This window comes from Pseudonocardia sp. ICBG162, assembly GCF_020496225.1.
GTDB lineage: Bacteria > Actinomycetota > Actinomycetes > Mycobacteriales > Pseudonocardiaceae > Pseudonocardia > Pseudonocardia alni.
Genome location: NZ_JAHLJD010000013.1, coordinates 1,930,796 through 1,954,670, shown reverse-complemented (window position 1 = coordinate 1,954,670; position 23,875 = coordinate 1,930,796). Strand labels below are relative to the sequence as shown.

24 protein-coding genes and 2 pseudogenes are annotated in these 23,875 nt (G+C 74.2%); 17 read left to right on the top strand and 9 right to left on the bottom strand.

All coding sequences use genetic code 11. The features are described 5' to 3' along the window. Positions 1–135: 135 nt before the first annotated feature. The 3 genes from KPL60_RS12175 to KPL60_RS12165 form a co-directional block, all read right to left on the bottom strand. Positions 136–540 (bottom strand): nitroreductase/quinone reductase family protein, encoded by a 405-nt coding sequence (locus KPL60_RS12175; RefSeq protein ID WP_226356691.1) that lies wholly within the window; start codon positions 538–540, stop codon positions 136–138. A 63-nt stretch (positions 541–603) separates the two neighbouring features. Continuing rightward, positions 604–1,611 (bottom strand): ABC transporter substrate-binding protein, encoded by a 1,008-nt coding sequence (locus tag KPL60_RS12170; protein WP_226365877.1) that lies wholly within the window; start codon positions 1,609–1,611, stop codon positions 604–606. Positions 1,612–1,672: 61 nt separating this feature from the next. Beyond that, positions 1,673–3,178 carry an AMP-binding protein gene (locus tag KPL60_RS12165; RefSeq protein WP_226365876.1) on the bottom strand — a complete coding sequence of 502 codons (1,506 nt, stop codon included), beginning with the start codon at positions 3,176–3,178 and terminating at the stop codon, positions 1,673–1,675. 110 nt (positions 3,179–3,288) lie between these two features. Between KPL60_RS12165 and KPL60_RS12160 the strand changes: the two genes are divergently transcribed. After that, positions 3,289–4,689: an IS1380 family transposase gene (locus KPL60_RS12160; protein WP_226365313.1), complete on the top strand. Its 1,401-nt coding sequence runs from the start codon at positions 3,289–3,291 to the stop codon at positions 4,687–4,689. Between the two features lie 112 nt (positions 4,690–4,801). Here the strand turns inward: KPL60_RS12160 and KPL60_RS12155 are convergent, their stop codons facing one another. Further along, entirely contained in the window at positions 4,802–4,966 is a 165-nt protein-coding gene (locus KPL60_RS12155) for a hypothetical protein (RefSeq protein ID WP_226365875.1), read from the bottom strand. A gap of 179 nt (positions 4,967–5,145) precedes the next feature. On the opposite strand from KPL60_RS12155, the gene KPL60_RS12150 reads away from it, so the two are divergent. From KPL60_RS12150 to KPL60_RS12140, 3 genes are all read left to right on the top strand, one after another. After that, positions 5,146–5,832: a response regulator transcription factor gene (locus KPL60_RS12150; RefSeq protein WP_226355901.1), complete on the top strand. Its 687-nt coding sequence runs from the start codon at positions 5,146–5,148 to the stop codon at positions 5,830–5,832. Positions 5,833–6,029: 197 nt separating this feature from the next. After that, the gene (locus tag KPL60_RS12145) at positions 6,030–6,932 is read left to right on the top strand and encodes an SDR family NAD(P)-dependent oxidoreductase (protein WP_226355902.1); all 903 of its coding nucleotides are present in this window, start codon (positions 6,030–6,032) and stop codon (positions 6,930–6,932) included. Next, positions 6,929–7,393: a MaoC family dehydratase gene (locus KPL60_RS12140; RefSeq protein WP_226355903.1), complete on the top strand. Its 465-nt coding sequence runs from the start codon at positions 6,929–6,931 to the stop codon at positions 7,391–7,393. Before KPL60_RS12145 ends, KPL60_RS12140 begins: the two co-directional genes overlap by 4 nt. A 62-nt stretch (positions 7,394–7,455) precedes the next feature. On the opposite strand, the gene KPL60_RS12135 is transcribed toward KPL60_RS12140, so the two are convergent. Continuing rightward, positions 7,456–8,850 (bottom strand): aminomethyl transferase family protein, encoded by a 1,395-nt coding sequence (locus tag KPL60_RS12135; protein WP_255655850.1) that lies wholly within the window; start codon positions 8,848–8,850, stop codon positions 7,456–7,458. Between the two features lie 257 nt (positions 8,851–9,107). Between KPL60_RS12135 and KPL60_RS12130 the strand changes: the two genes are divergently transcribed. The 4 genes and pseudogenes from KPL60_RS12130 (at position 9,108) to purU (ending at position 12,101) form a co-directional block, all read left to right on the top strand. Further along, positions 9,108–9,461, top strand: a complete 354-nt coding sequence (locus KPL60_RS12130) for a protocatechuate 3,4-dioxygenase (protein WP_226365874.1) — start codon at positions 9,108–9,110, stop codon at positions 9,459–9,461. Further along, a complete protein-coding gene (locus KPL60_RS12125; protein ID WP_226355906.1) occupies positions 9,454–10,305 on the top strand; it encodes a class III extradiol dioxygenase subunit beta in 852 nt (283 codons plus the stop codon). Before KPL60_RS12130 ends, KPL60_RS12125 begins: the two co-directional genes overlap by 8 nt. Next, positions 10,302–11,192: a methylenetetrahydrofolate reductase gene (locus tag KPL60_RS12120; protein ID WP_308016733.1), complete on the top strand. Its 891-nt coding sequence runs from the start codon at positions 10,302–10,304 to the stop codon at positions 11,190–11,192. Before KPL60_RS12125 ends, KPL60_RS12120 begins: the two co-directional genes overlap by 4 nt. Before the next feature lie 31 nt (positions 11,193–11,223). Next, positions 11,224–12,101, top strand: a pseudogene (gene purU / locus KPL60_RS12115) (formyltetrahydrofolate deformylase). 27 nt (positions 12,102–12,128) lie between these two features. On the opposite strand, the gene KPL60_RS12110 reads toward purU, so the two are convergent. From KPL60_RS12110 to KPL60_RS12095, 4 genes are read right to left on the bottom strand one after another with little or no spacing between them, the layout of a single operon-like run. Further along, positions 12,129–12,404, bottom strand: coding sequence for a muconolactone Delta-isomerase family protein (locus KPL60_RS12110; RefSeq protein WP_062401312.1), 276 nt, complete (start codon positions 12,402–12,404; stop codon positions 12,129–12,131). Continuing rightward, positions 12,404–13,108 carry an alpha/beta fold hydrolase gene (locus KPL60_RS12105; RefSeq protein WP_226355908.1) on the bottom strand — a complete coding sequence of 235 codons (705 nt, stop codon included), beginning with the start codon at positions 13,106–13,108 and terminating at the stop codon, positions 12,404–12,406. Before KPL60_RS12105 ends, KPL60_RS12110 begins: the two co-directional genes overlap by 1 nt. Next, positions 13,105–13,806: a 4-carboxy-4-hydroxy-2-oxoadipate aldolase/oxaloacetate decarboxylase gene (locus tag KPL60_RS12100; RefSeq protein WP_226365873.1), complete on the bottom strand. Its 702-nt coding sequence runs from the start codon at positions 13,804–13,806 to the stop codon at positions 13,105–13,107. Before KPL60_RS12100 ends, KPL60_RS12105 begins: the two co-directional genes overlap by 4 nt. Beyond that, entirely contained in the window at positions 13,803–14,531 is a 729-nt protein-coding gene (locus KPL60_RS12095) for a PIG-L deacetylase family protein (RefSeq protein ID WP_226355910.1), read from the bottom strand. Before KPL60_RS12095 ends, KPL60_RS12100 begins: the two co-directional genes overlap by 4 nt. A gap of 190 nt (positions 14,532–14,721) precedes the next feature. Between KPL60_RS12095 and KPL60_RS12090 the strand changes: the two genes are divergently transcribed. The 9 genes and pseudogenes from KPL60_RS12090 to trxB all read left to right on the top strand — a co-directional run bounded on the left by KPL60_RS12090 (position 14,722) and on the right by trxB (position 23,739). Beyond that, complete coding sequence (locus KPL60_RS12090) at positions 14,722–15,303, top strand: UGSC family (seleno)protein (RefSeq protein ID WP_226365872.1); 582 nt, start codon at positions 14,722–14,724, stop codon at positions 15,301–15,303. Continuing rightward, positions 15,300–16,343 carry a hypothetical protein gene (locus tag KPL60_RS12085; protein WP_226355912.1) on the top strand — a complete coding sequence of 348 codons (1,044 nt, stop codon included), beginning with the start codon at positions 15,300–15,302 and terminating at the stop codon, positions 16,341–16,343. The genes KPL60_RS12090 and KPL60_RS12085 overlap by 4 nt, the downstream gene beginning before the upstream one ends. Next, the gene (locus KPL60_RS12080) at positions 16,340–17,353 is read left to right on the top strand and encodes an ABC transporter ATP-binding protein (protein WP_226365871.1); all 1,014 of its coding nucleotides are present in this window, start codon (positions 16,340–16,342) and stop codon (positions 17,351–17,353) included. The genes KPL60_RS12085 and KPL60_RS12080 overlap by 4 nt, the downstream gene beginning before the upstream one ends. Next, complete coding sequence (locus KPL60_RS12075) at positions 17,350–18,327, top strand: ABC transporter ATP-binding protein (protein WP_226365870.1); 978 nt, start codon at positions 17,350–17,352, stop codon at positions 18,325–18,327. Before KPL60_RS12080 ends, KPL60_RS12075 begins: the two co-directional genes overlap by 4 nt. Further along, a complete protein-coding gene (locus KPL60_RS12070) occupies positions 18,324–19,286 on the top strand; it encodes an ABC transporter permease (RefSeq protein ID WP_226355915.1) in 963 nt (320 codons plus the stop codon). The genes KPL60_RS12075 and KPL60_RS12070 overlap by 4 nt, the downstream gene beginning before the upstream one ends. Then, positions 19,283–20,134: pseudogene (locus KPL60_RS12065) on the top strand (ABC transporter permease); the annotation flags it as partial. The gene KPL60_RS12070 and the pseudogene KPL60_RS12065, both read left to right, overlap by 4 nt. A 148-nt stretch (positions 20,135–20,282) precedes the next feature. After that, positions 20,283–21,209: an SDR family NAD(P)-dependent oxidoreductase gene (locus tag KPL60_RS12060; RefSeq protein ID WP_226365869.1), complete on the top strand. Its 927-nt coding sequence runs from the start codon at positions 20,283–20,285 to the stop codon at positions 21,207–21,209. Further along, positions 21,206–22,792 carry an ABC transporter substrate-binding protein gene (locus KPL60_RS12055; RefSeq protein ID WP_226365868.1) on the top strand — a complete coding sequence of 529 codons (1,587 nt, stop codon included), beginning with the start codon at positions 21,206–21,208 and terminating at the stop codon, positions 22,790–22,792. Before KPL60_RS12060 ends, KPL60_RS12055 begins: the two co-directional genes overlap by 4 nt. Continuing rightward, positions 22,789–23,739: a thioredoxin-disulfide reductase gene (gene trxB / locus KPL60_RS12050; RefSeq protein WP_226365867.1), complete on the top strand. Its 951-nt coding sequence runs from the start codon at positions 22,789–22,791 to the stop codon at positions 23,737–23,739. The genes KPL60_RS12055 and trxB overlap by 4 nt, the downstream gene beginning before the upstream one ends. Positions 23,740–23,875 lie beyond the last annotated feature (136 nt).

Below are 23,875 nucleotides of genomic sequence, written 5' to 3'. Positions count from 1 at the left end.
TCCGAGGACCGAGAGCTGCAGTGGGGACGCCTGTGGGGGGACCGCCTCCGCAGGCACGGCAGGACCGGACATACCCCGACCCTACGAAGATGATCCGGATCTCCGGAATCATCTGCCCTGATGATGCGTGGCCGGTCAGCCGCGCGGCTCCAGGTGGACCAGCGGGATCTCCCGGGTGGTGCTGCGCTGGTAGCCGGCGTAGTTGCGGTACTTCCCGGCGATCTGCGGCCAGAGCGTCGCGCGGTCGGCCGGGTCGGCGATCCGGGCACGCATGGGCACGCGTGGCCCGCCCTGCACGGCGACCTCGACGTCCGGGTCCGCACGCAGGTTGAGGAACCAGGCGGGGTGGCGGTCGTCGCCGCCCCGGGAGGCGACGACGACGTAGCTCCCGTCACCGTGGACCGGTGCCGTGAGCATCACCGTGCGCGGCTCGCCGGAGCGCCGGCCGCGGGTGGTCAGCTCGACGACGGGCATCCCCATCGCCGAGTGGCCGACCTTCCCACCGGTCAGCCGGATCAGCAGACGGTGGCCCGCGTTCATGGCCTTGAGGGCGATGTCGGGTGGGTTCACGCCTCCGAGCCTACCGGCGGGTAGCCGGGCTCGTCAGCTCGTCGCGACCTTCTCCAGCGCGGGCCGCAGCCCGTCGAGCAGCCAGCCCACCGACACCACGTTCGGCGCCTGCAGGGCGATGGCCTGGTCCAGCGTCACCGGTGTGTAGGTGCCCTGCCGCACCGCGCGCACCCGGCGCACCAGCTCGTCGCCCTCGAACCGCGCGCGGTCGCCCGCCCCGGCGAAGGTCATCAGGAGCAGGTCGGCCTCGGACAGCCTGCCGACCTCCTCGTAGGACACCCCGACCGTGCCCGGGGCCAGCGCGTCGCTCGCCGGCGCGTCCCGGAACGACGCCGGCACCTCCAGCCCCAGCGACCGCAGGAACACCGTCGACTGGTTCTGCGCGCCGACCACCATCGGCAGGATCTCCCCGCGCGCCTGCCCGTAGAGGTAGGTCCTCCCGGCGAGCCCGGGCAGCCGGTCACGGGTCTCGGCGATCCGACGGTCCGCCTCGGCGACCAGCGTCTCGACGGCGTCCCCGCGGCCCAGCGCCCGGCCGATCTGGCGGGCGTCGTCCTGCATGGAGGCGGTGTACAGGCCCTCGGCGTAGGTGACGGTCGGCGCGATCCGCGACAGCGCCTCGTAGCCCGCCCGGTCGGTGATCTGGAACGCCGAGACCCCGAGGACCAGGTCCGGCCGGAACGCCGCGATCTGCTCCAGCGGCAGCGTGCCGTCGGGCTCGATCGCGAGCACCTCGGGCGGGAGGGGGTCGAGGTAGGGGAGGACGGGACCGCTGTCGCCGGAGCTGCGGACCGCGCCGACGACCGGTGCGCCGACGGCCTGGGCGACGGCCAGGTCGTTCATGCCCAGCGCGACGACCCGCTGCGGGGGTGCGGGCACCGTCGTCTCGCCGAAGGCGTGCCGGACGGTCACCGGGAACGCGGCCCCGTCGGTCGGCGTCGCCGGGGCGGTGCCGGTGCTGCCGGGGGACGCGCCGCAGCCGGTCAGGACCAGGGCCGCACCGAGCAGCGTCGCGAGCAGCGTGGATCCACGGGGCCTCATCGTTCTCCTCAGGTAAGGTGAGGCTCACCTTGTATCAGAGAACGGGCACGGCGAGGAAGTCTCACCCGGCGGACGGGACCGCCCCGGCCAGCTCCCTGGCCCGGGCGATCTCGATCTTGCCGGTCGGGGTGCGGGGCAGCGCGTCGACGACGACCACGGCGCGCGGCACCTTGTAGCCGGCCAGCACCGCGCGGACCCGCTCGCGCAGCCGTCCGGGCAGCTCCGGACCCGCGCCGGGGGAGGCGACGACCGCGGTCACCCGCTCGCCCCACACCGGGTCGGGGACCCCGACGACCACGCAGTCGGCCACCGCCGGGTCGGCGAGCAGCACGTCCTCGACCTCCTGCGGGTGCACCTTCTCGCCACCGGTGTTGATCACCCCGGCGCCGCGGCCGAGGAACCGGATGACACCGTCCGGGGTCAGCTCGGCCAGGTCGCCCGGCACGGCGTAGCGCACCCCGTCGACGAACCGGAACGTCGCGGCGGTGCGCTCTGCGTCGCCGTGGTAGCCCAGCGGCAGCGGGCCGCGGTAGGCGAGCACCCCGGTCCCGGGCTCGCCGGGGGCGAGCACCCGGCCGTCGTCGGCGATCAGCCGGGTGGCGGGCACCGGCCGGAACCGGGCCGGCAGGTCGTCGACCGAGCGGGTCACCGCGAACGCGAACGGGCCGCCCTCGCTGGCCGCGATCGCGTCGGTGACGGTGAGCGCGGTGCGTGCGTGCAGCGCCCGCTTGGCGCGGTCCCCGAGCGCGGTCCCCGAGCTCAGCACCACCCGCAGCGACGACAGGTCGTGCGGGCTGCCCGCCCCCTCGGCCCGGACCAGCTCGTCGACCAGCGGGACGGCGACCGCGTTGCCCGCCACCACGATCGTCCCCACCCGCTCCGCGGCGACGGTCTCCCAGACGTGGCGCGGGTCGAGCCGCCCGGGCCGGGTGAGCACCGCCCGGCCGCCGACGAGCAGCGCACCGAGGGTGTTGAACAGCCCGGTGCCGTGCATCAGCGGCACCACCGGCAGCGTCACCGGTGAGCGGCCGCCGGTCCGGGCGGACACCGCGAGCTCCACGGCGTCGTCGAGGTCGGCAGGCGGGGCGTCGCGGCCGAGCGGCCCGAAGACCGCGACGGCGATGCTGTGCAGCAGGTCGACCTGCCGCCACACGACGCCCTTCGGCCGTCCGGTGGTGCCGCCGGTGTACATGAACAGCCGGTCCGTTCCCGGCCGCGGGGCGTGCGGGCGGGGTGGGGTGGCGCGGCGGATCGTCGCCAGGTCGGCCGCGTCCGGACCGGGGTCGTCGGCGGGCGCGTCGCCGTCGCGGACCAGCAGCCGCAGCGAGGACAGGTGCGCCGCGGCGTGCGCGACGTTCGGGGCGAGCGGTCCGCTGAACACGATCGCGGCGGCGCCCGCGTCGTCGAGCAGGGAGGTCAGCTCGGCCGCGGTGTAGCGGTAGTTGGCGTTCACCGGGACCGCGCCGAGCTTGAACGCCGCGAACACGGTCTCCAGGTACGCCGAGCCGTTGTACAGGTAGCAGGCGACCGTGTCCCCGGCCCGGACGCCCGCTGACCCTGGATCCACCGCAGGTATGCGCCGGTAGGGGCGGGTCGTGACACACGAATGCCCTTCTGAGCTGGGAAGATGTGCTTACCACGGCAACATCGATCCCTGCAGAGAAGGGCATCCGCTGGATGCGACTATCCCACGCCTGCCGCGCGATCAGCGTGCGCTTCGATGATCCGAATCTCGTGTCGTGTGTCGGGCTGGTCCCGGTCATGGCGCTGGCCGCCAGGTGCGGGCTGCGGTCCCTGCTGGCCGAGACGTTGACCCTGACCGGGACGGGCGCCGCGAACGCGGCCGCGAAGATCACCGCGCTGATCGGCGGGATGGTCGCCGGGGCGGACTCGATCACCGACATGGACATGCTGCGCCACGGCGGCATGGGCCGGGTGTTCGACCAGGTGCGGGCTCCATCGACGCTGGGGACGTTCCTGCGCCGGTTCACCTTCGGTCACGTCCGCCAACTCGACGCCGTCGCCGCGCGCCTGCTGGCTCGGCTCGCCGCGGCGACCCCGCTGCTGAGGAGCGCCGATCAGGTCGCCTACCTCGATCTGGATGACACGGTGCGCCGCACCTACGGGTACGCCAAGCAGGGCGCCGGACGCGGCTACACCGGGGTGAAAGGGTTGAACGCGCTGCTCGCGGTGCTGTCCGCCCCGGCCGCGGCGCCGGTGATCGCGGCGACCCGGCTGCGGCGCGGCGCGACGAACTCCGCCCGCGGCGCGCCCCGGCTGCTGGCCGAAGCGCTGGGCACTGCACGCCGGATCGGTGCCGGCAGCGCCCGCCACGCGATGCTGCTGGTCCGCGCGGACTCGGCCTACTACGGCCACGACATCATCAACACCTGCCGCCGCGCCGGAGCCCGGTTCTCGGTCACCGCCCGACTCACCAAGACCGTGACCAGGGCGATCAGCAGCATCGACGACGATGCGTGGACCGCGATCCGCTACCCGAACGCGATCTACGACCAGGACGAGCAACGCTGGATCTCCGACGCCGAGGTCGCCGAAGTGTCGTTCACCGCGTTCACCGGCCGCCGCAAGGCAGACCACGTCACCGCCCGGCTGATCGTGCGCCGCGTGCGGCGTCTCAACCCCCGCACCGTCACGGCCGGGCAGTCGGAGATGTTCGCGGTCTACCGCTACCACGCGGTGTTCACCGACACCCCCGAGCCGATGCTGGCGGCGGAGGCCACCCACCGTGACCACGCCATCATCGAGCAGGTCATCGCCGAACTGAAGAACGGCCCGCTCGCCCACCTGCCCTCCGGGGTGTTCACCGCGAACGCCGCCTGGCTGGTCTGCGCCGCGATCTCCCATAACCTCACCCGCGCCGCCGGTGCCCTGGCCGGCGGCCGGCATGCCCGTGAACGCGCCGCGAGCCTGCGCCGACGACTCATCGTCACCCCCGCCCGGGTCGCGCACTCCGCGCACCAACAGGTAGTCCACCTCCCCCGGGACTGGCCCTGGGAACCCGGCTTGGACGAACTGTTCCGCCGCGCTCTGCACGACCCCCTCCCCGCAGCGTCCTGACCACCCCCCACCAGGGCCGACCGGAGAACACCAGTGGAACAGCCGGACAGTCCGGCGGCTCACCCGCGCCCCGGCACCACTACCAGTCCCAAAAGATCAACAACCTGGCGGCTCAAGATCGACGGTGGATCCAGGCTGACTCCAGCGCGGTCGCCAGCCGCGACGCGCGGTCGTCGAACTCGGCGAAGGTCCAGCGTGCCCCGGGCTCGCACACGGCCGTCGCATCCGGGAGCCGGGCGGCGACGGCCTCCCACACGGTGCCGAAGGCGACGTCCATGCACCGACCGTAGGAACCCGGCCACCCGGCGGGCGATCGGCCGATGACCGTCACCGGGGTGGTCGTCCGGCCGCGGCGGACCGAGACGGATGACGTAGTTCGGGGGACCTCGCGGATCCTGCTGCCATGCTGGAACCCCCGGGCGCCGGAGCCCGGACGGCCGAGCGGAGGCGCTGCGAGTGGACGCACCGACCGAGTCACCGACGACGACCACCCCGGTCAAGGTCCTCGTCGCCGACGACCACGCCGTCGTCCGGCGCGGGATCCGGGCCTACCTGGAGTCCCTCGACGACGTCGAGGTCGTCGGTGAGGCGGGGGACGGGCAGGAGGTGCTGGACCGGCTCGGTGCGATGGCCGTGCACCGGGAGCTGCCCGACGTCGTCCTGATCGACCTGCTGATGCCCCGCCTCGACGGCGCCGCGACGACGGCGCTGGTGGCCGAGCGATTCCCGGGGGTGCGGGTCGTCGTGCTGACCAGCTTCGGCGAGATGGAGCGGGTGCACACCGCGCTCGGCAACGGGGCGTCGGGCTACCTGCTCAAGAGCGCCGAGCCGGGCGAGGTGATCGCCGCGATCCGGGCCGCCGCCCGCGGCGACGTGTTCCTCGACCCGAGCGTCGCCCGGCAGCTGACCAAGGAGATGATCTCGCCGCCGAGCGGGCTCGGCGCGCTGACCCACCGCGAGCGGGACGTGCTGGTCCTCGTCGCCCGGGGCCGGTCCAACCAGGAGATCGCCGACCAGCTGGTGATCAGCGAGCGGACCGCGCGCACCCACGTCAGCAACGTCCTGCGCAAGCTGCAGCTCACCTCCCGCACCCAGGCGGCGCTGGTCGCCGTCCGGCAGGGGCTCGTCCCGCCGCAGGGCTGACCGGGCGGCCACGACGGATGACGTAGGGCGGCCGGGACGGCAGACCGCCGCCGTCGCCCCGCGCGGCCCCTAGCGTCGGACGCCGGGGCGGACCACGCCCGCGGTCGGAGGAGCGCCCGCCGGGCGCCGGTGCCGGGTGCCCGCACGTCGGCTCCCGCGCCGGACGCCCGCACGGCGGGGCAGGCGAGGAGGTACGGATGCTCGACGGCAGGGTCGCCGTGGTGACGGGAGCGGGCCGGGGGCTGGGCCGGGCGTACGCCCGGGCGATGGCGGCGTCGGGCGCCGCGGTGGTGGTGAACGACCTCGACGCCGGCGTCGCGCAGGAGACGGTCGCGCTGATCACCGACGCCGGTGGGCGCGCGGTCGCCGAGCCCGGCGCGGTCGGGACGGCCGAGGTCGCCGACGCGCTGGTCGAACGCGCCGTGGGCGAGTTCGGGCGGCTCGACGCGATGGTGACCAACGCCGGGGCGCTGCGGGACCGGACGCTGCGCAGGACGACCGACGAGGACTTCGACCTCGTCGTCGGCAGCCATCTGCGCGGCACCTTCACCTGCGGCCGGGCGGCGGCCGCCCGGTTCCGCGAGCAGGGCGACGGCGGCCGGCTGATCCTGGTCGGGTCACCCGCCGGGCAGCGGGCCAGCTTCGGCCAGAGCGCGTACTCGGCGTCGAAGGGGGCGATCGTCGCGATGATGCGGACCTGGGCGGTGGAGCACGCGAAGATCGGCGTCACCGCCAACGCGGTCCTGCCGACCGCGCTGACCAGGATGGTCGCGACCATCCCCGGGCTCGGCGAGCTGGTCGAGGCCGTCGACCGGGGCGAGCCGGTGCCGCCGGAGGTGCGGCGCACCGGGCTGGGCACACCGGACGACGCGGCACCGGTCGTCGTGTGGCTGGCGTCGGCGGCGTCCGCGCACGTGACCGGTCAGGCGATCGCCGCGGGCGGCGACCGGATCGCGCTGTGGACCCACCCGGAGGAGGTCGCCGAGCGGTGGCGCGACGGCGGCTGGAGCCCCGAGGCGGTGGCCGCGGAGTTCGCGGACGCGCCGCTGCAGGACTTCACCCAGGCGCTGCCCGCCGCGGCCACCGGCGGTACCCGGTGAGCGCCCCGACGGTCGCGACCGGCGTCGACGGCGTCCGGGCGCTGCCGCGCGGCGAGGTGCTCGGCGAGAGCGGCCCGGTCACGGTGACCCAGCACGACGTCGACCTGTTCGCGCAGGCCACCGGCGACCACCAGTGGATCCACGTCGACCCGCAGCGGGCCGCCGGGACACCGTTCGGCGGCACGATCGCGCACGGCTACCTGACGTTGTCGCTGGTGCCGCGGCTGCTGCCGGACATCCTGCGGCTGGACGGCTTCTCGATGGTCGTGAACTACGGCTGCGAGAAGGTGCGGTTCCCGTCGCCGGTGCCGACCGGGTCGACGCTGCGGGCGACCGCGGTCCTCGACGACGTCACCGAGGTGACCGGGGGCCTGCAGGTCACGATCACGATGACGATGACCGTCGAGGGCGCCGCCAAACCCGCCTGCGTGGTCACCTTCCTGACCCGGCACCTGGCGTGAGAACGGGGCGGGCGCGCCGCCGGCGCGCCCGCCCCGTGACCGGGACCGGGACCGGGACCGGATCAGGAGGTCGCGGTCCGCCAGCCGGGCCGGTAGTCCTCGCGCGCCATCTCGCTGTACGGGGCGGGGCTGACGACCGCGCGCACCGCGAACTGCTGGTGCGGCTCGACGGTGGTCTTGCGGGTCCCGCCGTCCGGCTCGCCCCAGACGACCCGCACCTCGGCGCCGAGCGGGACGCCCGGGTCCACCGTGGCCAGCGACAGCGCCTTGCGCTCGTTCGCGCTGTACCCGGTGAACATCGACAGGCCGACCACGTTGTCGTCGGCGTCGACCACCGCGTCGAAGTTGGACGACCCGAAGTTCGCGTTGGGCAGGTCGAAGAACTGGTACTCCGGCCCGTCCGAGACGGGGGAGGCGAGCAGCGTCGCGACGTCCTCGGCGTTCCAGGCGAGGGTGACCTTGCGGCGCTCGGCCGCCGGGTCGATCCGCTCCAGCGCGGAACGGCCGACGAAGTCGTGGTCGAACTTCACGAAGCCGCCGTAGCCCAGCTCCCACGGGTTCGTGTAGTAGTCCTCGACGTCGGCGGACACGAAGCTGCCGGCGACCGCGTTGTTCGCCTCGTAGGAGTCGGCGCCCAGCCACTCCCGGTAGGCCTTCAGCTCGTCGCCGGTGTAGATCGCGGGCAGCGGCGACGGGATCCAGCCGGACTCCAGGGTGTTGCAGGAGTAGGCGCGCGCCCCGGCCGGTTCGATCCCGAACTCGCGGCCCGCCTCGAGGATCGTCTCGCGCACGGCGCCGTAGCTCTCGTACGGTCCCCAGATCTCCAGCCCGGGCGCGCCGGCCATGCCGTGCCGCAGCGTCCGGACCGCCACCCCGCCGACGTTCATGTGCCCCATCCGGAAGAACTTCACCTTCTCCAGCGGGCCGCCGTTGACCTTCTCGATGACCTCCCAGGCGCGCGGGCCCTGGATCTGGAACCGCCAGACGTCGCGGGTCACCTCGCGGCCGTACGGGCGCGACGGGGAGCGCTCGTCGCGGCGGATGTCGACGTCGTAGCCCTGGCCCTGGAAGGTCAGCCAGTTCGCCACCGGTGCGCGGCCGACGAAGACGAACCGGTCCTCGGCGAGCCGGAACAGGATGCCGTCACCGATCACCCCGCCGCCCGGCGCGACCGGCACGAACTGCTTCGCGGAGTCCACCGGGAAGTTCGCGGTGCTGTTGATCCCGGTGTCGGTGAACAGCTGCAGCGCACCCGACCCGGACACCCACAGGTTGACCATGTGGTGGGTCTGGTCGAACAGCACCGCGGTGCGCTGCCAGGCGCGCACCTCGCGCCGGAAGTTGCTGAACTCGGAGGGGACGACCGGGTAGATGTAGGCGCCGAGCTGGGCGTTCCGCAGCAGGTCGACGGTATCGCCGGCCCGGTCCAGCACGTCCTGCAGGTTCTTCGCGCTCATGGTGCTCCAGTCCTCGACGACGATCGGACCCACGCTAGGAACGCCGGGCTCGGTCACGGCAGCGCGGAACGACGGCAGCGGCCCTGCCACGGCGGCCGTACCGGGCGCGACGGATGACGTAGCGACCCGCCGCTACGTCATCCGTCGCGGGCCGGACGGGGCGCGGCGGCCGCGACCGGTCGGGACATCCGGGCGATGGCCGTGACCCGCCCGGCTCCTAGCGTCGGTGCCGAGAGCCGACCGCGGGGGGAACCAGCATGACCGGCAGGAGTGCCCCACGGGGGACCTACGTCTTCGACGGTCCGGCCGGGCGCCTCGGGCGGCCGCTGAACCGGATGCTGCAGTCGCTGTGCACCGAGGGGGCGCGGACGGACTTCCGCGCCGACGAGGCCGCGTACTGCCTGCGGTTCGCGCTGTCGGCGGAGCAGACCACGGCCGTCCTGGAACGCGACTGGCAGGCGATGCTCGACCTCGGAGGCAGCATCCTCTACGTCTACAAGCTGGCCATGATGGACGGACGTTCGATGCAGTACCTGGGCGGTGTGTTCACCGGCATGACCGAGGCGGAGTTCACGGCCGCGATGGCGGCGGGGGGACGGACCGATGTCTGAGGTCATCTGGGGCCTGGGGACCTCGCACGTGCCGTCGATCGGCGCCGCGATGGACCGTGACCTCACGGCCGACCCGCGGTGGGCGCCGCTGTTCGACGGCTACGCCCCGGCCCGGGCGTGGTTGGCCCAGCGGACCCCGGACGTCGCGATCCTGGTCTACAACGACCACGCCAACGGCGTCGACCTGGACATCGTGCCGACCTTCGCGATCGGGACGGCCGAGCGGTACCGGGTCGCCGACGAGGGGTACGGCCGGCGCGCGGTGCCGGACGTCACCGGGGACCCGGACCTGTCGTTCCACCTGCTGGAGCACCTGGTCGACGACGGGTTCGACCTCACCGTGTTCTCCGAGCTGGACGTCGACCACGGCTTCACCGTGCCGCTGTCGGTGTGGACGCCCGACCCCGGCGACGCCTGGCCCTGCCCGGTCGTCCCGATCATGGTCAACGTCATCCGCTACCCGCAGCCGACCGCGGCCCGCTGCTACGCGCTCGGGCAGGCGATCGGGCGCGCCCTGGCCTCCTACGACGGCGCACGCACCGTCGGCATCCTCGGCACCGGCGGGATGTCGCACCAGCTGGCCGGCACGCGGGCCGGGTTCGTCAACCCCGGCTTCGACCACATGTTCCTGGAGGCGATCGCGGACGACCCGCAGCGGCTCACCGCCCTGCACCGCGACGAGTACATCCGGCTCGCCGGGTCCGAGGGCATCGAGCTGATCATGTGGCTGGTCATGCGCGGGGCGATGAACGAGCGCGTCCGCACGGTGCACACCGCCTACCACGTCCCGGCGTCGAACACCGCCGCCGGGCTCGCCCTGCTGGACAACCGGAGCACCCCGTGACGTCGTTGCTCGATCCTCCCGACCGGGGCACCGGGCCCCGGCGCACCGACCGGCGGGCCGTGCTCGCCCGGGTGCTGCGCGAGGCCACCTACGAGGTCCTGCCGTTCCCGAGCGCCGCGGACAAGGTGCTCGCGCACGTGCCCACCGGCACCGGGCTGAGCGTGACGACGACCGAGGCGAAGGGCCTCGGACCGACCGTCGACCTCGCCGTCCGGCTGACCGGGCACGGCTACCGCGTCGCGCCGCACCTCGCGGCCCGGCTCGTCCGGGACCGGGCGCACCTCACCGACCTGGCCGACCGGCTCACCGGCGCGGGTGTCCGCACGCTGTTCGTCGTCGGCGGCGACGCCGCGGAGCCCGCGGGGCGCTACCCGGACTCCCTCGCCCTGCTCACCGACCTGCACGAGGTCGCGGGCGGCCGGTTCGACCACATCGGGATCGGCGGCTACCCGGAGGGGCACGGCGGCATCGCCGACGAGCTGATCGAGGGCGCGCTCACCGCGAAGGCGCCGTACGCCACGCAGATCGTCACCCAGCTGTGCTTCGACCCGTCCGCCACCGTGCGCTGGGCCCGCCGGATCGCCGCCGCCGGGGTGCGGCTGCCGGTCCGGGTCGGGGTCCCGGGGGCGGTCAGCAGGCAGAAGCTGATCCGGGTCTCCGCCGGGCTGGGGCTCGGTCAGTCGGCCCGCTTCCTGCGCAAGCAGCAGGGGATGGTCCGGCGGTTCTTCACCCCCGGCGGCTACCGGCCGGACCGGGTGCTCGACGGCATCGCCCCGGCGCTGGCCGCGGGGGACACCGGACTGGCCGGGATCCACGTGTTCACCTTCAACGACCTCGAGAGCACCGAGACGTGGCGACGTCGGCTGCTCGAGCGCCTCGGCCGATGACGGCGCCGCCGACCGGGCCGCGGGTCGCGTCGTGACCGGCTCGGCGCGGGGACCACGCGCGGTCCTGCTGCTCAGCTGCCCGGACGCCCCCGGCATCGTGCACGCCGTGACCGGCCTGCTCGCCGACGAGGGCTGCACCGTCGTGGAGAGCCACCAGTTCGGCAGCGCCACCACCGGCACCTTCTACCTGCGGGTCGAGTTCGCCCGGGTGGACGGCGACCGTCCCGACCTGGACCGGCTCGGTGCCGGTGTCGCGACGCTCGCCGCGCCCTTCGGGATGACCTGGAGCCTCGCCGACACCGGGCACCGCCCGCGCACCGTGATCATGGTCAGCCGGTTCGCGCACTGCCTCAACGACCTGCTGTTCCGGAACTCGACCGGTGAGCTGGCGCTCGACGTCGTCGCGGTGGTGTCGAACCATCCCGACCTCGGGCCGCTGGCCGAGGGGTTCGGGGTGCCGTTCCGGCACATCCCGGTCACCCGGGAGACCAAGCCGGCCGCCGAGGCGGAGCTGCTCGACCTGGTCCACGACCAGGGCGTCGAGCTGGTCGTGCTGGCCCGCTACATGCAGATCCTGTCCGACGACGCGTGCACGGCCCTGCGGGGGCGGGCGATCAACATCCACCACTCGATGCTGCCCAGCTTCAAGGGGGCGCGGCCCTACCACCAGGCGCACGAGCGCGGGGTGAAGTTCATCGGGGCCACCGCGCACTACGTGACCGCGGACCTCGACGAGGGCCCGATCATCGAGCAGGAGCTGCTGCGCGTCGACCACTCGCTGAGCCCCGAGCAACTCGCCGCCCGTGGCCGGGAGGCCGAGCGGCTCGCCCTGGCCCGGGCGGTGCGGTGCGGTGGCACAGCGAGCACCGGATCGCGGTGTCGGGCAACCGCACCGTCGTCTTCCCCTGACCCCCGTCCTCCTCCGGGCCTGCGGGGTCAGCGCTCCTGCGGGTGCGTGGCCAGCGCCTCGACGGTCACGTCCATCCACGGGAACATCGGCAGCGACGCCAGCGCGTCGTGCAGCGCCGCGGGGTCCTCGGCCTCGTACAGCCCGACGGTCGCGTTCCGCCCGGGGACCCGCCACAGCCGCTTGAGGATCCCGGCCTCGCGCAGCTCGACGGCGCGGGCACGCTCGCCGGCCCTCAGCTCGTCGCGGGTGGCGGCCGGGGTGTCGACCGGGAGCCGGTTCTCGGTGCGGACCAGGAACTCCATCAGCGGGTCTCCTCGAGCAGCAGCGTGGTGAGCTCGCCGGGCGCGGTCACCATCGCCTCGTGGCCGGTGGCGATGCCGTGCACCGGCCAGCCGCGTCCGGCGGCCCGCCCGGCGTGCTCCCGGAAGACCCGCATCCAGTCGGTGCACTCGACGAACGTCGCGGGCACGTCGTCGCCCTTCCCGGTCAGCCGCAGCGGCTCGGTGTAGGTGAGCCACGGGTGCGGGGTGAGCCGCGGGGTGAGCCAGTCCAGGTCGGCCTGCTCGGTGACGCCGAGCCGCTCCAGCGGGCGGACCGGGACCAGCCAGCCGAACCCGGGCCCGGCCACCGACTCCCGGTAGTGCCCGGCGACGGTCGGGGGGAGCAGGTCGATCGCGGCGTCGCCGTCGTCGCCGACGAAGGCGTCGAGGTACACCCGGCGGGCCACCCGGTCCGGGACACGGTCGGCGACCCCGGTGACGACCTGGCCCGCGTAGCTGTGCCCGACCAGCACGACGTCGCGGGCGTCGTGGGCCTCCAGCAGCGCGACGACGTCCTGGACGTGAGTGGACAGCCCCACCTGCGGGGTGAGCAGGTGGGCCCGGTCGCTGAGGCCGGTGAGCGTGGGGGTGTGCACGTCGTGGCCGGCGGCGCGCAGCCCGGGGACCACCCGTTGCCACGCCCATCCGCCGTGCCAGGCTCCGTGCAGCAGGACGACGGTGCTCATGTCCGGTCTCCCTCGGGGTCGTTGACGTAGCGCACGCCCAGCCGTTCCAGGGTGGGGCGCAGGTCGTAGTGGTCCAGGCCGAGGACGCCGTCGGCGAACCGGCGGCGCTTGTCCTCCTCGTCCGCGGCGCGGGCGGTGGCGGCCGCGGCGACGGCGGCCGCCTCGGCGCGGGGCACGCAGAGCACACCGTCGTCGTCGGCGACCACCGCGTCCCCGGGGTCGATCCGCTGCCCGGCGACGACGACCGGCACGTTCACCGAGCCGGGTACGGCCTTCGCGGTGCCCTGCGCGTGCACGGCACGCGACCAGGCGGGGAAGCCCATCGCGGCCAGCTCGGCGACGTCGCGGACGCCGGCGTCGCTGACCAGCCCGAGCACCCCGCGGTACCGCAGCTGGGTCGCGAACAGCTCGCCGAACATCCCGTCGGTGGAGCGCGAGGTGGTGGCGACGACGAGCACGTCGCCCGGCCCGCACTGCTCGATGCAGGCGTGGATCATGAGGTTGTCGCCGGGGTGCGACAGCACGGTGACCGCGCGGCCCGCGATCCGCGCCCCGCGCTGGACCGGCCGGATCTCCGGGGCGAGCAGGCCGCGGCGACCGTGCGCCTCGTGCACCGTCGCGACGCCGTGCCGGGCCAGCTCGGCCAGCACGCCGGGATCCGGGCCGCGCCGGGTCCGGACGATCACGTGCCCGCTCACCGCAGCACGTCCCCGACGACCGGGAAGACCCGCTGGTAGGCCTCGGCCTGCACGATCGACCGGTCACCGCCGTTGCGGACGGCCTGCACGCCGCGGCGCAGCCCGAGGTCGGTGTAGTACTGCACCAGGTGCGACTGCGCGCCCATGCACTCCATGGCCTTGCGCTTGCGTTCGAACACCGGGGTGATGTCGAGCAGCAGGTTCGGCACGAAGCCGCACTGCTCGGGCTGGTGCGGTTCGAACTGCAGCACCTGCGGCGCACCGATCGGCGGCGTCGAGGGATCGTGCCCGGCGGCCTGCGCGACCTGGCGGGCCAGCAGGGTCGCCTCGTGGGCGGCGTCGTGGTCGCGGTTGTACGGGTCGTGGGCGACGTGGGTGAGCAGCACCTCCGGCGCCGCGTCCCGCATCTCCGCGACGATCCGCGTCAGCGCGTCGTCGTCGATCCGCAGGGGATAGTCGCCGAGGTCGAGGAAGGTGACGCTCGCGCCGAGCGCGGCGGCGGCGGCCTCCGCCTCGTCGCGCCGGGCGGCCTTCGCGGCGTCGACGGTCATCCCGGGCCGTCGCCACAGGCCGGGGGACTCGCCGCGCTCGCCGTAGCTCAGGCAGACGATGCGCACGTCGTGGCCGCGCTCGGCGTAGAGCGCGAGTGCCCCGCCCGCCCGCCACACGAAGTCCCCGGAGTGCGCGCTGATCACCTGGACGGAAGGTCGGTCGTGCGACGTCATGGGCTCCGACGGTAGGCAGCGCCGCGGGACGGGGGTAATGCGCGAACGACCCGTGGCCGCTACGTCATCCGTCGCGCGGCGGGCAGCACCCTTTTACCTGGTGGAAGGTGGTCTGGCGGGTCCGGTGACGGGCTTCCTAGCGTGCCGGTGACCCTCAGTTCCGACGACGGGACCCGCCATGTTCGAGACCATGATCGATCCGACCGGGGCAGCCGATCCGGTCGCCCCGGCGGGCGCGGCGCTCGCTCCGCGCCCGGCGGACCTGGCGGGGCTGCGGCTCGGCTTGCTGCTCAACACCAAGCGCAACGCGGCGGAGCTGCTCGACGCCGTCGCGGAGCGGTGCGCACGGCAGCACGGCACGGTGCCCGCCGCCCGGCACGTCAAGCCGCACATCAACGACCCGGTCGCACCGGAGGTCCTCGCCGACCTGGTCGAGCGGTGCGACGTGGTGCTGGTCGGGGTCGGCGACTGCGGGTCGTGCAGCGCGTCCGCCGTCACCGACGGCATCGCGCTCGAGGCGGCCGGGGTCCCGGCCGCCGTGCTGGTCAGCGAGGCCTTCCGGACGACCGCGGACGCGATGGCCGGGCTGCGCGGCAGCCCCGGCTACGACTACGCGGTCGTGCCGCACCCGGTCGCCTCGCTGGACGTCGCCGGCATCGCGGCCCGGGCCGGCGAGGTGCTGCCCGGGCTGGTCCGGCTGCTGCGCGCGCCGGTGGGACCGGCCGGCCCGCCCGGGAACGGCGCGGACCACCCCGGGGCGGGTGCCCGGTGAGCGCCGCGACCTCCGTCGATCCGGTGGACATCGCCCGGGCCGCGGTCGAGCACGCCTACGACCAGGGCTGGACCGACGGGCTGCCGGTCGTCCCGGTGACCGCGGCGACCCGCGACGAGTTCCTCGCGGCGACCCCGCGCGATCCGGGCGAGGTGGTCGCGCACGCCGGGAGCCTGGGCCGGGAGTGCACCGTCGAGCGGGTCGCGGTGAACGCCGCGATGGCCGGCTGCCGACCGGAGTACCTGCCCGTCGTGCTGGCCGCGTGGGACGCGCTGATGGCCCAGCGGGTCGTCACCGGCGGCGGCTGGCAGAGCACCAGCGGCCCGGCCCCGCTGATCGTGGTGAACGGCGACGTCCGGGCCGAGCTGGGGATCAACTCGGCGGGCGGCTCGGTGGGGCCCGGCTTCCGGGCGAACGCGACGATCGCCCGCGCGATCGGGCTGACCGTGCGCAACGTGCTCGGCATCCGCCCGCACGAGCTGGACCAGGCCACCCAGGGGCTGCCCGGCCGGTTCGCGGTGTGCGTGGGGGAGAACGAGGAGGAGAGCCCCTGGGAGCCGCTCTCGGTGGAGCTCGGCGCCGCGCCCGGCGCCGGGTCGGTCTCGGCGATGCTGATCCGGACCTGCGAGTTCGTCGACAACCGGGACTCCACCGACCCGGAGGACCTGCTCCGCGACATCGCGGACACGGTGGCCCGGACCGGCACGGTGGTCGGCGGACGGTCGTCGGCGGGCCTGCTGCTCGGCGTCGAGCACGCCACGCTGCTGGCCGACGGCGGGTTCGGCAAGGCCGACGTCGCCGCCTGGATCAGCGAGCACGCCGTGCGGACCGCCGCCGACCTGCGGGCCGCCGGGAAGGGCCGCGCGGCCGGGGACGCCCCGGACGACGCCCCGTTCCCGATGGTGCCCGAGCCGGAGCACCTGCCGATCGTGGTCACCGGCGCCCGCAACGCCGGGATGTCGCTGGTGGTGCGGCCGTTCGGTTTCGGCGGGTGGTCGCGCACCACGCACCCGGTGCACGTCGGCGGGGCCGCGGCGTGAACCCGGTGCTGGACGTGCGGGACCTGCGTGTCGAGTTCCCGACGGCGGCCGGTGCGCTCGGGGTGGTCGACGGCGTCTCGTTCGACGTCGGGCCGGGCGAGACGGTCGCGCTGGTCGGGGAGTCCGGATCGGGCAAGAGCGTCAGCTCGCTGGCGGTGCTCGGGCTGCTCGGCAGGGGCCGGATCGCGGGCGGGTCGGTGTCGTTCCGGGGCGAGGAGATCGCCGGAGCCGGCCCCGAGCGGTTGCGCCGGCTGCGCGGCGCCGAGATCGCGATGGTGTTCCAGAACCCGATGAGCGCGCTGGACCCGCTGTTCAGCGTCGGTGACCAGGTCGTCGAGGCGATCCGGGTGCACCGGCCGGTCGGCCGGGCGCAGGCCCGGGAGCGCGCCGTCGAGCTGCTCCGCGAGGTGGGGCTGCCGGACCCGGAGCGCCGGATGCGGTCCTATCCGCACGAGCTGTCGGGCGGTCAGCAACAGCGGGTCGGGGTGGCGATGGCGCTGGCCTGCGACCCGGAGCTGCTGATCGCCGACGAGCCGACGACCGCGCTGGACGTGACCGTCGAGGCGCAGATCCTGGCCCTGATGCGACGGCTGCAACGCGAGCACGGCGCGGCACTGCTGCTCATCACGCACGACATGTCGGTGGTGGCCCGGATGGCCGACCGGGTGGTGGTGATGTACGCGGGCCAGGTCGTCGAGCGGGGCACCGTCGCCGAGGTGCTGAGCACGCCCACCCATCCCTACACCCGGGCGCTGATCGGCTCCGTCCCGACCGTCCACACCGGACGGGACGAGCTGCTGACGGTGATCCCGGGGAGCGTGCCGAACTCGGCCGACGTGCCGGACGGCTGCCGGTTCCATCCGCGCTGCCCGCAGGCGGTGCAGCGGTGCCGCACCGAGGTGCCACCGGTGGTCCGGACGGGGGAGGGCCGGATCAGCCGGTGCTGGCTGGCCGGGGACGCCGACCGGATCGGGTGCGGTCCCGCGGGCACCACGGCGGGTGCCCGGTGAACGGGCCGGCGCTGTTCGAGGCCCACGACCTGGTCAAGCACTTCCGGAGCCGGCGCGGGGTCGTGCAGGCCGTCAACGGCGTGTCGCTGAGCATCCCGCGCGGTCGCACGGTCGGCCTGGTCGGCGAGTCGGGTTCGGGCAAGTCCACGGTGGCCCGGCTCGCGCTGCGGCTGCTCGAACCGACCTCGGGGACGCTGTCGTTCGACGGCGACGATCTCGGCGCCGCCTCGGGCGCGGCGCTGCGCCGGCTGCGTCGCCGGATGCAGATCGTCTTCCAGGACCCGAACGGCTCGCTGAACCCCCGGATGACCGTCCTGCAGGCGGTCGGGGAGCCGCTCGTGGTGCACCGGATGGCCCGTGGGGCCGCGCTCGCCGACCGGGTCGTCGAGCTGCTCGAACGGGTCGGGCTGGGTGCCCGCGACCTGAACCGGTACGCCCACCAGTTCTCCGGCGGTCAGGCCCAGCGGATCGGGATCGCCCGCGCGCTCGCCACCGACCCGGACCTCATCGTGTGCGACGAGGCGGTCTCCGCGCTGGACGTCTCGGTGCAGGCCCAGGTGCTCAACCTGCTCCGCGGCCTGCAGGCCGAGCGCGGGCTGTCCTACCTGTTCATCGCCCACGACCTGAACGTCGTCCGCTACATGTCCGACGAGGTCTGCGTGATGTACCTCGGCGAGATCGTGGAACGCGGGGACGGCGACGCGGTGCTGCGGGACCCGCAGCACCCCTACACCCGGATGCTCGTGTCCGCCGTGCCGGACCTGGCCACCGCCGGACCGGCCGCGAAGGTCACGCCGGTCGGCGAGGTGCCCAGCCCGATCGACCCGCCGCCGGGGTGCCGGTTCCACACCCGCTGCCCGCAGGCCGAGGCCGGCTGCCGCGAGGAACGGCCCGCGCTGCGCAGGGTCGTCGCCGACCGCGACGTCGCCTGCCTGCTGGCCGGGGCACGGACCTCCGGGGCGGTGCGACCGTGACCCGCTACGTCCTGCGCAGACTCGCCTACGGCGGTGTGGTGATGGCGCTGGTGACCGCCCTGGTGTTCGTGCTCGTGCGGCTGGTCCCCGGCGACGCGGTGACGATGCAGCTCGCCGAGTCCGGCGCGAGCCCGGAGCAGGTCGCGGCGCTGCGCGCCGAGTTCGGCCTCGACGTGCCGGTCTGGACGCAGCTGGGGAACTGGCTCGCCGGTGTCGCACGCGGCGATCTCGGCCGGTCGTTCTACGGCGGCGGCGCACCGGTGACCGGGCTGTTCCTGGAACGGGTGCCGGTCACCGTCTCACTCGGCCTGCTGGCGATGCTGTTCGCGACCGTCGCCGGGATCACCCTCGGCGTGCTGGCCGCGGTCACCCGCGGCTCCGCGCTGGACGCCGCCGTGCGGAGCTTCGCGGTCGCGTTCCTGTCGGTACCCAACTTCGTCGTCGCGCTGCTGGCGCTGACCGCGTGCGCGGTCTGGCTCAACTGGTCGCCACCGCTGGCCTACCGGCCGCTGACCGAGGACCCGGTGAACTGGATCCAGCAGATGGCGATCCCGGTGATCGCGCTGGGCACCGCCGGGATGGCGGGGACCGCGCGGATGGCGCGGTCGTCGTTGCTGGAGTCGCTGGGGTCGGACTACGTGCGCACGGTCCGTGCGAAGGGCGCGCGGGAGCGCACCGTCGTCGGCAAGCACGCCGCCCGGAACTCCACCATCGCGGTGCTCACGCTGCTCGGCCTGGAGCTGGCGACGGTGCTCGGTGGCACCGTGATCCTGGAGCAGATGTTCGGGATCCCGGGGACCGGGCAGCTCATCTACTCCGCGGTGCTGGAGCGCGACTACCCGGTGGTCGTCGCCTGCACGATCTTCTACGCGGGGCTGTTCGTGGTGACGATCATCGTGATCGACCTGCTCTACGCGCTGGTCGACCCGCGGATCCGGACCGGAAGGGCACTCTCGTGAGCGCGCCGGCCACCCCCGCGCGGCTGCGCGCCGTCCCCGGCGCCGTCGCCCGGTTCGTCCGCGCCCAGCCCCTCGGCGGGATCGCGCTGACGGTACTGACGCTGTTCGTGCTGGCCGGGCTGCTGGCCCCGCTGGTGGCGCCGTACGACCCGCTGGAACAGTTCCGCCGCGACATCCTCGACGGCCCGTCCGCCCGGTTCCTGCTCGGCACCGACGACCTCGGCCGGGACGTGCTGAGCCGTTCGCTGCACGGCGCACGGACCTCGTTGCTGATCGGGGTGGTGACCACCGCGGTCAGCCTGGTTCTGGGCACCACGATCGGGGTGGTCTCCGGCTACGCGGGCCGGGGCGTCGACATCGTCCTGCAACGGGTGATGGACGCCGTCCAGGCGATCCCCGGCATCGTGCTGCTGCTGTTCATCGCGGTGATCCTCGGGCCCTCGGTGCGCAACACGATCATCGCGCTGACCGTGGTGATCACACCGTCGTTCAACCGGATCGCCCGCGGCGAGACGCTGCGGGTGCGCGAGGAGCGCTACGTCGAGGCGGCCCGGGCCACCGGTGCCGGGACCGGCCGGATCCTGCTCCGGCACGTCCTGCCGAACATCGTCGCCCCGGTGTTCACCCTGGCCAGCCTGATCTTCGCCGGGGTCGTCATCGCCGAGTCGGCGCTGAGCTTCCTCGGCATCGGCGCGCCGCCGCCGACCCCGTCCTGGGGGCTGATGCTCTCCGAGGGCGTCCGGTACGTGGAGCGCGCGCCGTGGCTGATCGTCGTGCCCGCGGTGCTGCTCTCGCTGGCCGTCTTCAGCCTCAACCTGCTCGGCGACGCGCTGCGCGACCACCTGGACCCGCGTCTGCAGCACGCCACCTTCGCCGAGTCCCGGCGGTGGTGGCGGCCCCGCCCGCCGGCCGCCTCGCCCCCGGCCTCGCCCGGGCGGCGGAGGAGCTCGACGCCACCGATCCCACCGACCGACGACCCGACTAGGAGCGTGCACAGTGGACATCTCACTCGCCGGGAAGGTGGCCCTGGTCACCGGAGCCGGTCCGAACATCGGCGGCGGGATCGGCCTGGCGCTCGCGCGCTACGGCGCGACCGTGGCCTGCAACGACATCGACCCGGACGCGGCGGCCGCCGCCGTCGAGCGGATCGAGCGCAACGGTGGCCGGGCCATCGCGGTCCCCGGTGACGTCACCGACGAGGACCAGGTGGCGGGCTACGTCGAACGGGTCGTCGGCGAGCTGGGCGGGATCGACATCCTGGTCAACAACGCCGCCCTGCTCGGCGGCAAGGGGGTGCTCGACGAGAGCGCCGAGTTCTTCGACCGCGCCGTGCGGGTCGCCGGGCTGGGCAGCTTCCTCAACACCCGGGCGGTCGGACGGCACATGGCCGAGCGCGGCACCCGTGGCTCGATCGTGCTGGTCTCGTCGTCGAACGGCTGGTCCGGCTCGGCCGGGGTGATCGCCTACGCCTTCCACAAGGGCGGGGTGAACAACTTCGTGCGGGCCGCGGCGATGGACCTCGCCCCCTACGGGATCCGGGTCAACTCCTTCACCCCGACCGCGCCGACCCCGGACAACCCGGCGCTGACCGGACCGGACGGGAAGTCGGTCATGGACCGGCCGCGGAACGGGATCGGCGGCGGCACCGGCGACGAGCCGTGGCGGCGGCCCGCCCGCTGGAGCGGCGACCGGGTGCCCATGGTGCCGATGGGCACCACCGGCACCCCGACCGACATCGGGCACTGCGTCGCCTGGATGTGCTCCGACCAGGCCCGGCTGATCACCGGCCAGGACTTCGTCGTCGACGGCGGGGCCCGGGCGAAGAACTTCGCCTACGTCCCGGCGGCGGCCGCCGACCTCGCCGGCCCGGTGCCGCTGGTCGGGCTGGACGTGACCGGCGAGCTCGACCGGGAGACGGTGTGAGACGGGGTCGCGCCGCGGCGCTGCTGCTGGCCGCAGCGCTCGTGCTGTCGTCGTGCGGGGCCGGTGGCGGTGGCGGCAGCGACGAGCCGGTCGGGGACCCGCGTCCCGGCGGCTCGCTGGTGTGGCAGCTGCCGGCCGAGGTGTCCACCGACCTGAACCCGCTCGAGAGCTCCGACCCGAGCGCCACCGGGCTGATCTCCGGCTCGGTCTACGGGAAGCTGCTCGACTGGCGCACCGGACCCGACGTCACGGAGATGGAGCTGGAGGGCGACCTGGCCGAGTCGTGGGAGGTCTCCGAGGACGGTCTGACCTACACCTTCCGCCTGCGCCGGGACGTCACCTGGCACGACGTCGAGCCGGTGAACGGCCGGCCCTTCGTCGCCGACGACGTCGTCGCGACGATCACCGCGATGAAGGAGCGCGGCCTGCAGGCCTACATGCTCGAGGCGGTGCGGACCGTGCAGGCGCCGGACGAGCACACCGTCGTCCTGACCCTGGACCGGCCCTTCGCCCCGCTGCTGGAGTACGTGGCCTACCACACCTTCCTGATCGTTCCCCGGGAAGGGATCGAGGGGCGCTACGACCTGGACACGGTGGCGATCGGCACCGGGCCGTTCCTGCTCGCCGAGCACACCCCGGACGTCGAGTGGGTGCTCCGGCGCAATCCCGACTACCACGTCCCCGACCGTCCGTACCTCGACGAGGTCCGGCGACCGGTCATCAACGACACGGCGGCGACCACCGCGGCCCTGCGGAGCGGCCGCCTCGACGTCGGCACCACCAGCGACGTCACCGTGGCCGACGAGTTCCGCGACGGCGACCACACCGTGGTCGAGACACCGGGCGCGCCGGTGAGCTTCTACCTCAACCCGCGCGTGGAGCCGTTCGACGACGTGCGGGTGCGCCGCGCGGTGTCCCTCGCGATCGACTGGGAGGGGATGGGGGAGACCATCCGCGGCTCGTTCAACCTCACCTCCATCCTGCGTCCCGACATCTCCGACGCCGCGCTGTCCGAGGACGAGGTACGCGAGATCCGCCCGTTCGACCCCGAGCAGGCCCGCCGGCTCCTCGCCGAGGCGGGCCTCCCGGACGGCTTCGCGACCACGCTGCTCGTCCAGCGAGTCGACGACGAGGACGTCCGCGAGGCCCAGTGGATGCAGGCCGACCTGGCCGAGGTCGGGATCGACGTCACGATCGAGACCGTCGACCCCGGGACCGGGATCGAACGCCGGCGCACCCACGAGTTCGCCATGACGAAGGCACTCCGGACCGTGCACCTGCCCGACCAGACCTGGCGCGACTTCATGCCGGGCTACATCGAGAACTACGCGCTCGTCGACGACCGGGAGCTGGTCGAGGGCTACGCCCGGACCCGGACCACCACCGACGACGCCGAGCGGCGCGAGCTGCACCGCGCCATGCAGAGGCGGATGGAGACCGAGATCGTGCAGGGCCTGTTCCCGATCCAGAAGTTCGACTACACGATCTTCTCCTCGCGGACCCAGGACCTGTTCCCGGTGCCGATCCACCAGGGCCGCCGGCTCGCCGACGTGTGGCTCAGCGACCAGCCGGCGTCGCCGTGAACGACCCGGTACACGATCTCGTCGTCGTCGGGTCCGGCCCGGCCGGGTACACCGCGGCGGTCTACGCCGCCCGGGCCCGGCTGGCCCCGCTGGTGTTCGAGGGTTCCAGCCACGGCGGCGCCCTGATGACCACCACCGACGTGGAGAACTACCCCGGCTTCCCCGACGGCGTCGACGGGCCCGGCCTGATGGGACGGATGCGGGCGCAGGCCGAGCGGTTCGGCGCCGACCTGCGGCCCCGCGACGTCGGGGAGATCCGGCTGGACGGCTCGGTCAAGGAGATCGTGACCGACGGGGAGGTGCACCGGGCCCGTGCGGTGGTGCTCGCGATGGGCGCCGCGCCGCGCTACCTCGGCGTGCCGGGGGAGCAGGAGCTGCTCGGACGCGGGGTCTCGTCCTGCGCGACCTGCGACGGGTTCTTCTTCCGGGACCGGGACGTCGCCGTCGTCGGTGGCGGGGACTCCGCGATGGAGGAGGCGCAGTTCCTCACCCGGTTCGCCCGCAGCGTCACGGTCGTGCACCGCCGGGACACCTTCCGGGCGTCGCGGATCATGCTGGAGCGGGCACGGGCGAACCCGGCGATCCGCTGGGCGACCCGTCGCGAGGTCGTCGCGGTGACCGGCGACGGCGCGGTCGGCGGGCTGCGCCTGCGCGACGTCCGGGACGGCTCCGAGTCCGGGCTGGACGTCGCCGGGGTGTTCGTCGCGATCGGCCACGACCCGCGCAGCGGGCTGGTCGCCGACCGGCTCGACCTGGACCCCGACGGCTACGTCCGCACGCTCGACGGGACCACCCGGACCGCCGTCGACGGGGTGTTCGCCTGCGGCGACCTGGTGGACCGGCACTACCGGCAGGCGGTCACCGCCGCCGGGTCGGGCTGCGCCGCGGCGATCGACGCCGAGCGTTGGCTGGCCGGGGCTCGCGTGGACCGTCCTTCCACGACGTGAAAGCGCCCTCCCGGCACCCGCCGGGAGGGCGGCATCGTGAGGTCACGAGCCGGTGACCCGGCCCACATCCCCTTCCGGGCCGGGCCCCGGACCTCCGCCGAGGCGGCCGTATCCGTTCCCATACAGAGGAGCCGAC

Excerpts from the sequence above, each read along its gene's own strand:
- KPL60_RS12155 (WP_226365875.1), bottom strand. The coding sequence starts at position 4,966 with ATGGACGTCGCCTTCGGCACCGTGTGGGAGGCCGTCGCCGCCCGGCTC.
- KPL60_RS12145 (WP_226355902.1), top strand. The coding sequence starts at position 6,030 with ATGCTCGACGGCAGGGTCGCCGTGGTGACGGGAGCGGGCCGGGGGCTG.
- KPL60_RS12105 (WP_226355908.1), bottom strand. The coding sequence starts at position 13,108 with ATGAGCACCGTCGTCCTGCTGCACGGAGCCTGGCACGGCGGATGGGCG.
- KPL60_RS12175 (WP_226356691.1), bottom strand. The coding sequence starts at position 540 with ATGAACGCGGGCCACCGTCTGCTGATCCGGCTGACCGGTGGGAAGGTC.
- KPL60_RS12110 (WP_062401312.1), bottom strand. The coding sequence starts at position 12,404 with ATGGAGTTCCTGGTCCGCACCGAGAACCGGCTCCCGGTCGACACCCCG.
- KPL60_RS12125 (WP_226355906.1), top strand. The coding sequence starts at position 9,454 with ATGTCTGAGGTCATCTGGGGCCTGGGGACCTCGCACGTGCCGTCGATC.
- KPL60_RS12095 (WP_226355910.1), bottom strand. The coding sequence starts at position 14,531 with ATGACGTCGCACGACCGACCTTCCGTCCAGGTGATCAGCGCGCACTCC.
- KPL60_RS12130 (WP_226365874.1), top strand. The coding sequence starts at position 9,108 with ATGACCGGCAGGAGTGCCCCACGGGGGACCTACGTCTTCGACGGTCCG.
- KPL60_RS12160 (WP_226365313.1), top strand. The coding sequence starts at position 3,289 with ATGCGACTATCCCACGCCTGCCGCGCGATCAGCGTGCGCTTCGATGAT.
- KPL60_RS12170 (WP_226365877.1), bottom strand. The coding sequence starts at position 1,611 with ATGAGGCCCCGTGGATCCACGCTGCTCGCGACGCTGCTCGGTGCGGCC.
- KPL60_RS12135 (WP_255655850.1), bottom strand. The coding sequence starts at position 8,850 with ATGAGCGCGAAGAACCTGCAGGACGTGCTGGACCGGGCCGGCGATACC.
- KPL60_RS12090 (WP_226365872.1), top strand. The coding sequence starts at position 14,722 with ATGATCGATCCGACCGGGGCAGCCGATCCGGTCGCCCCGGCGGGCGCG.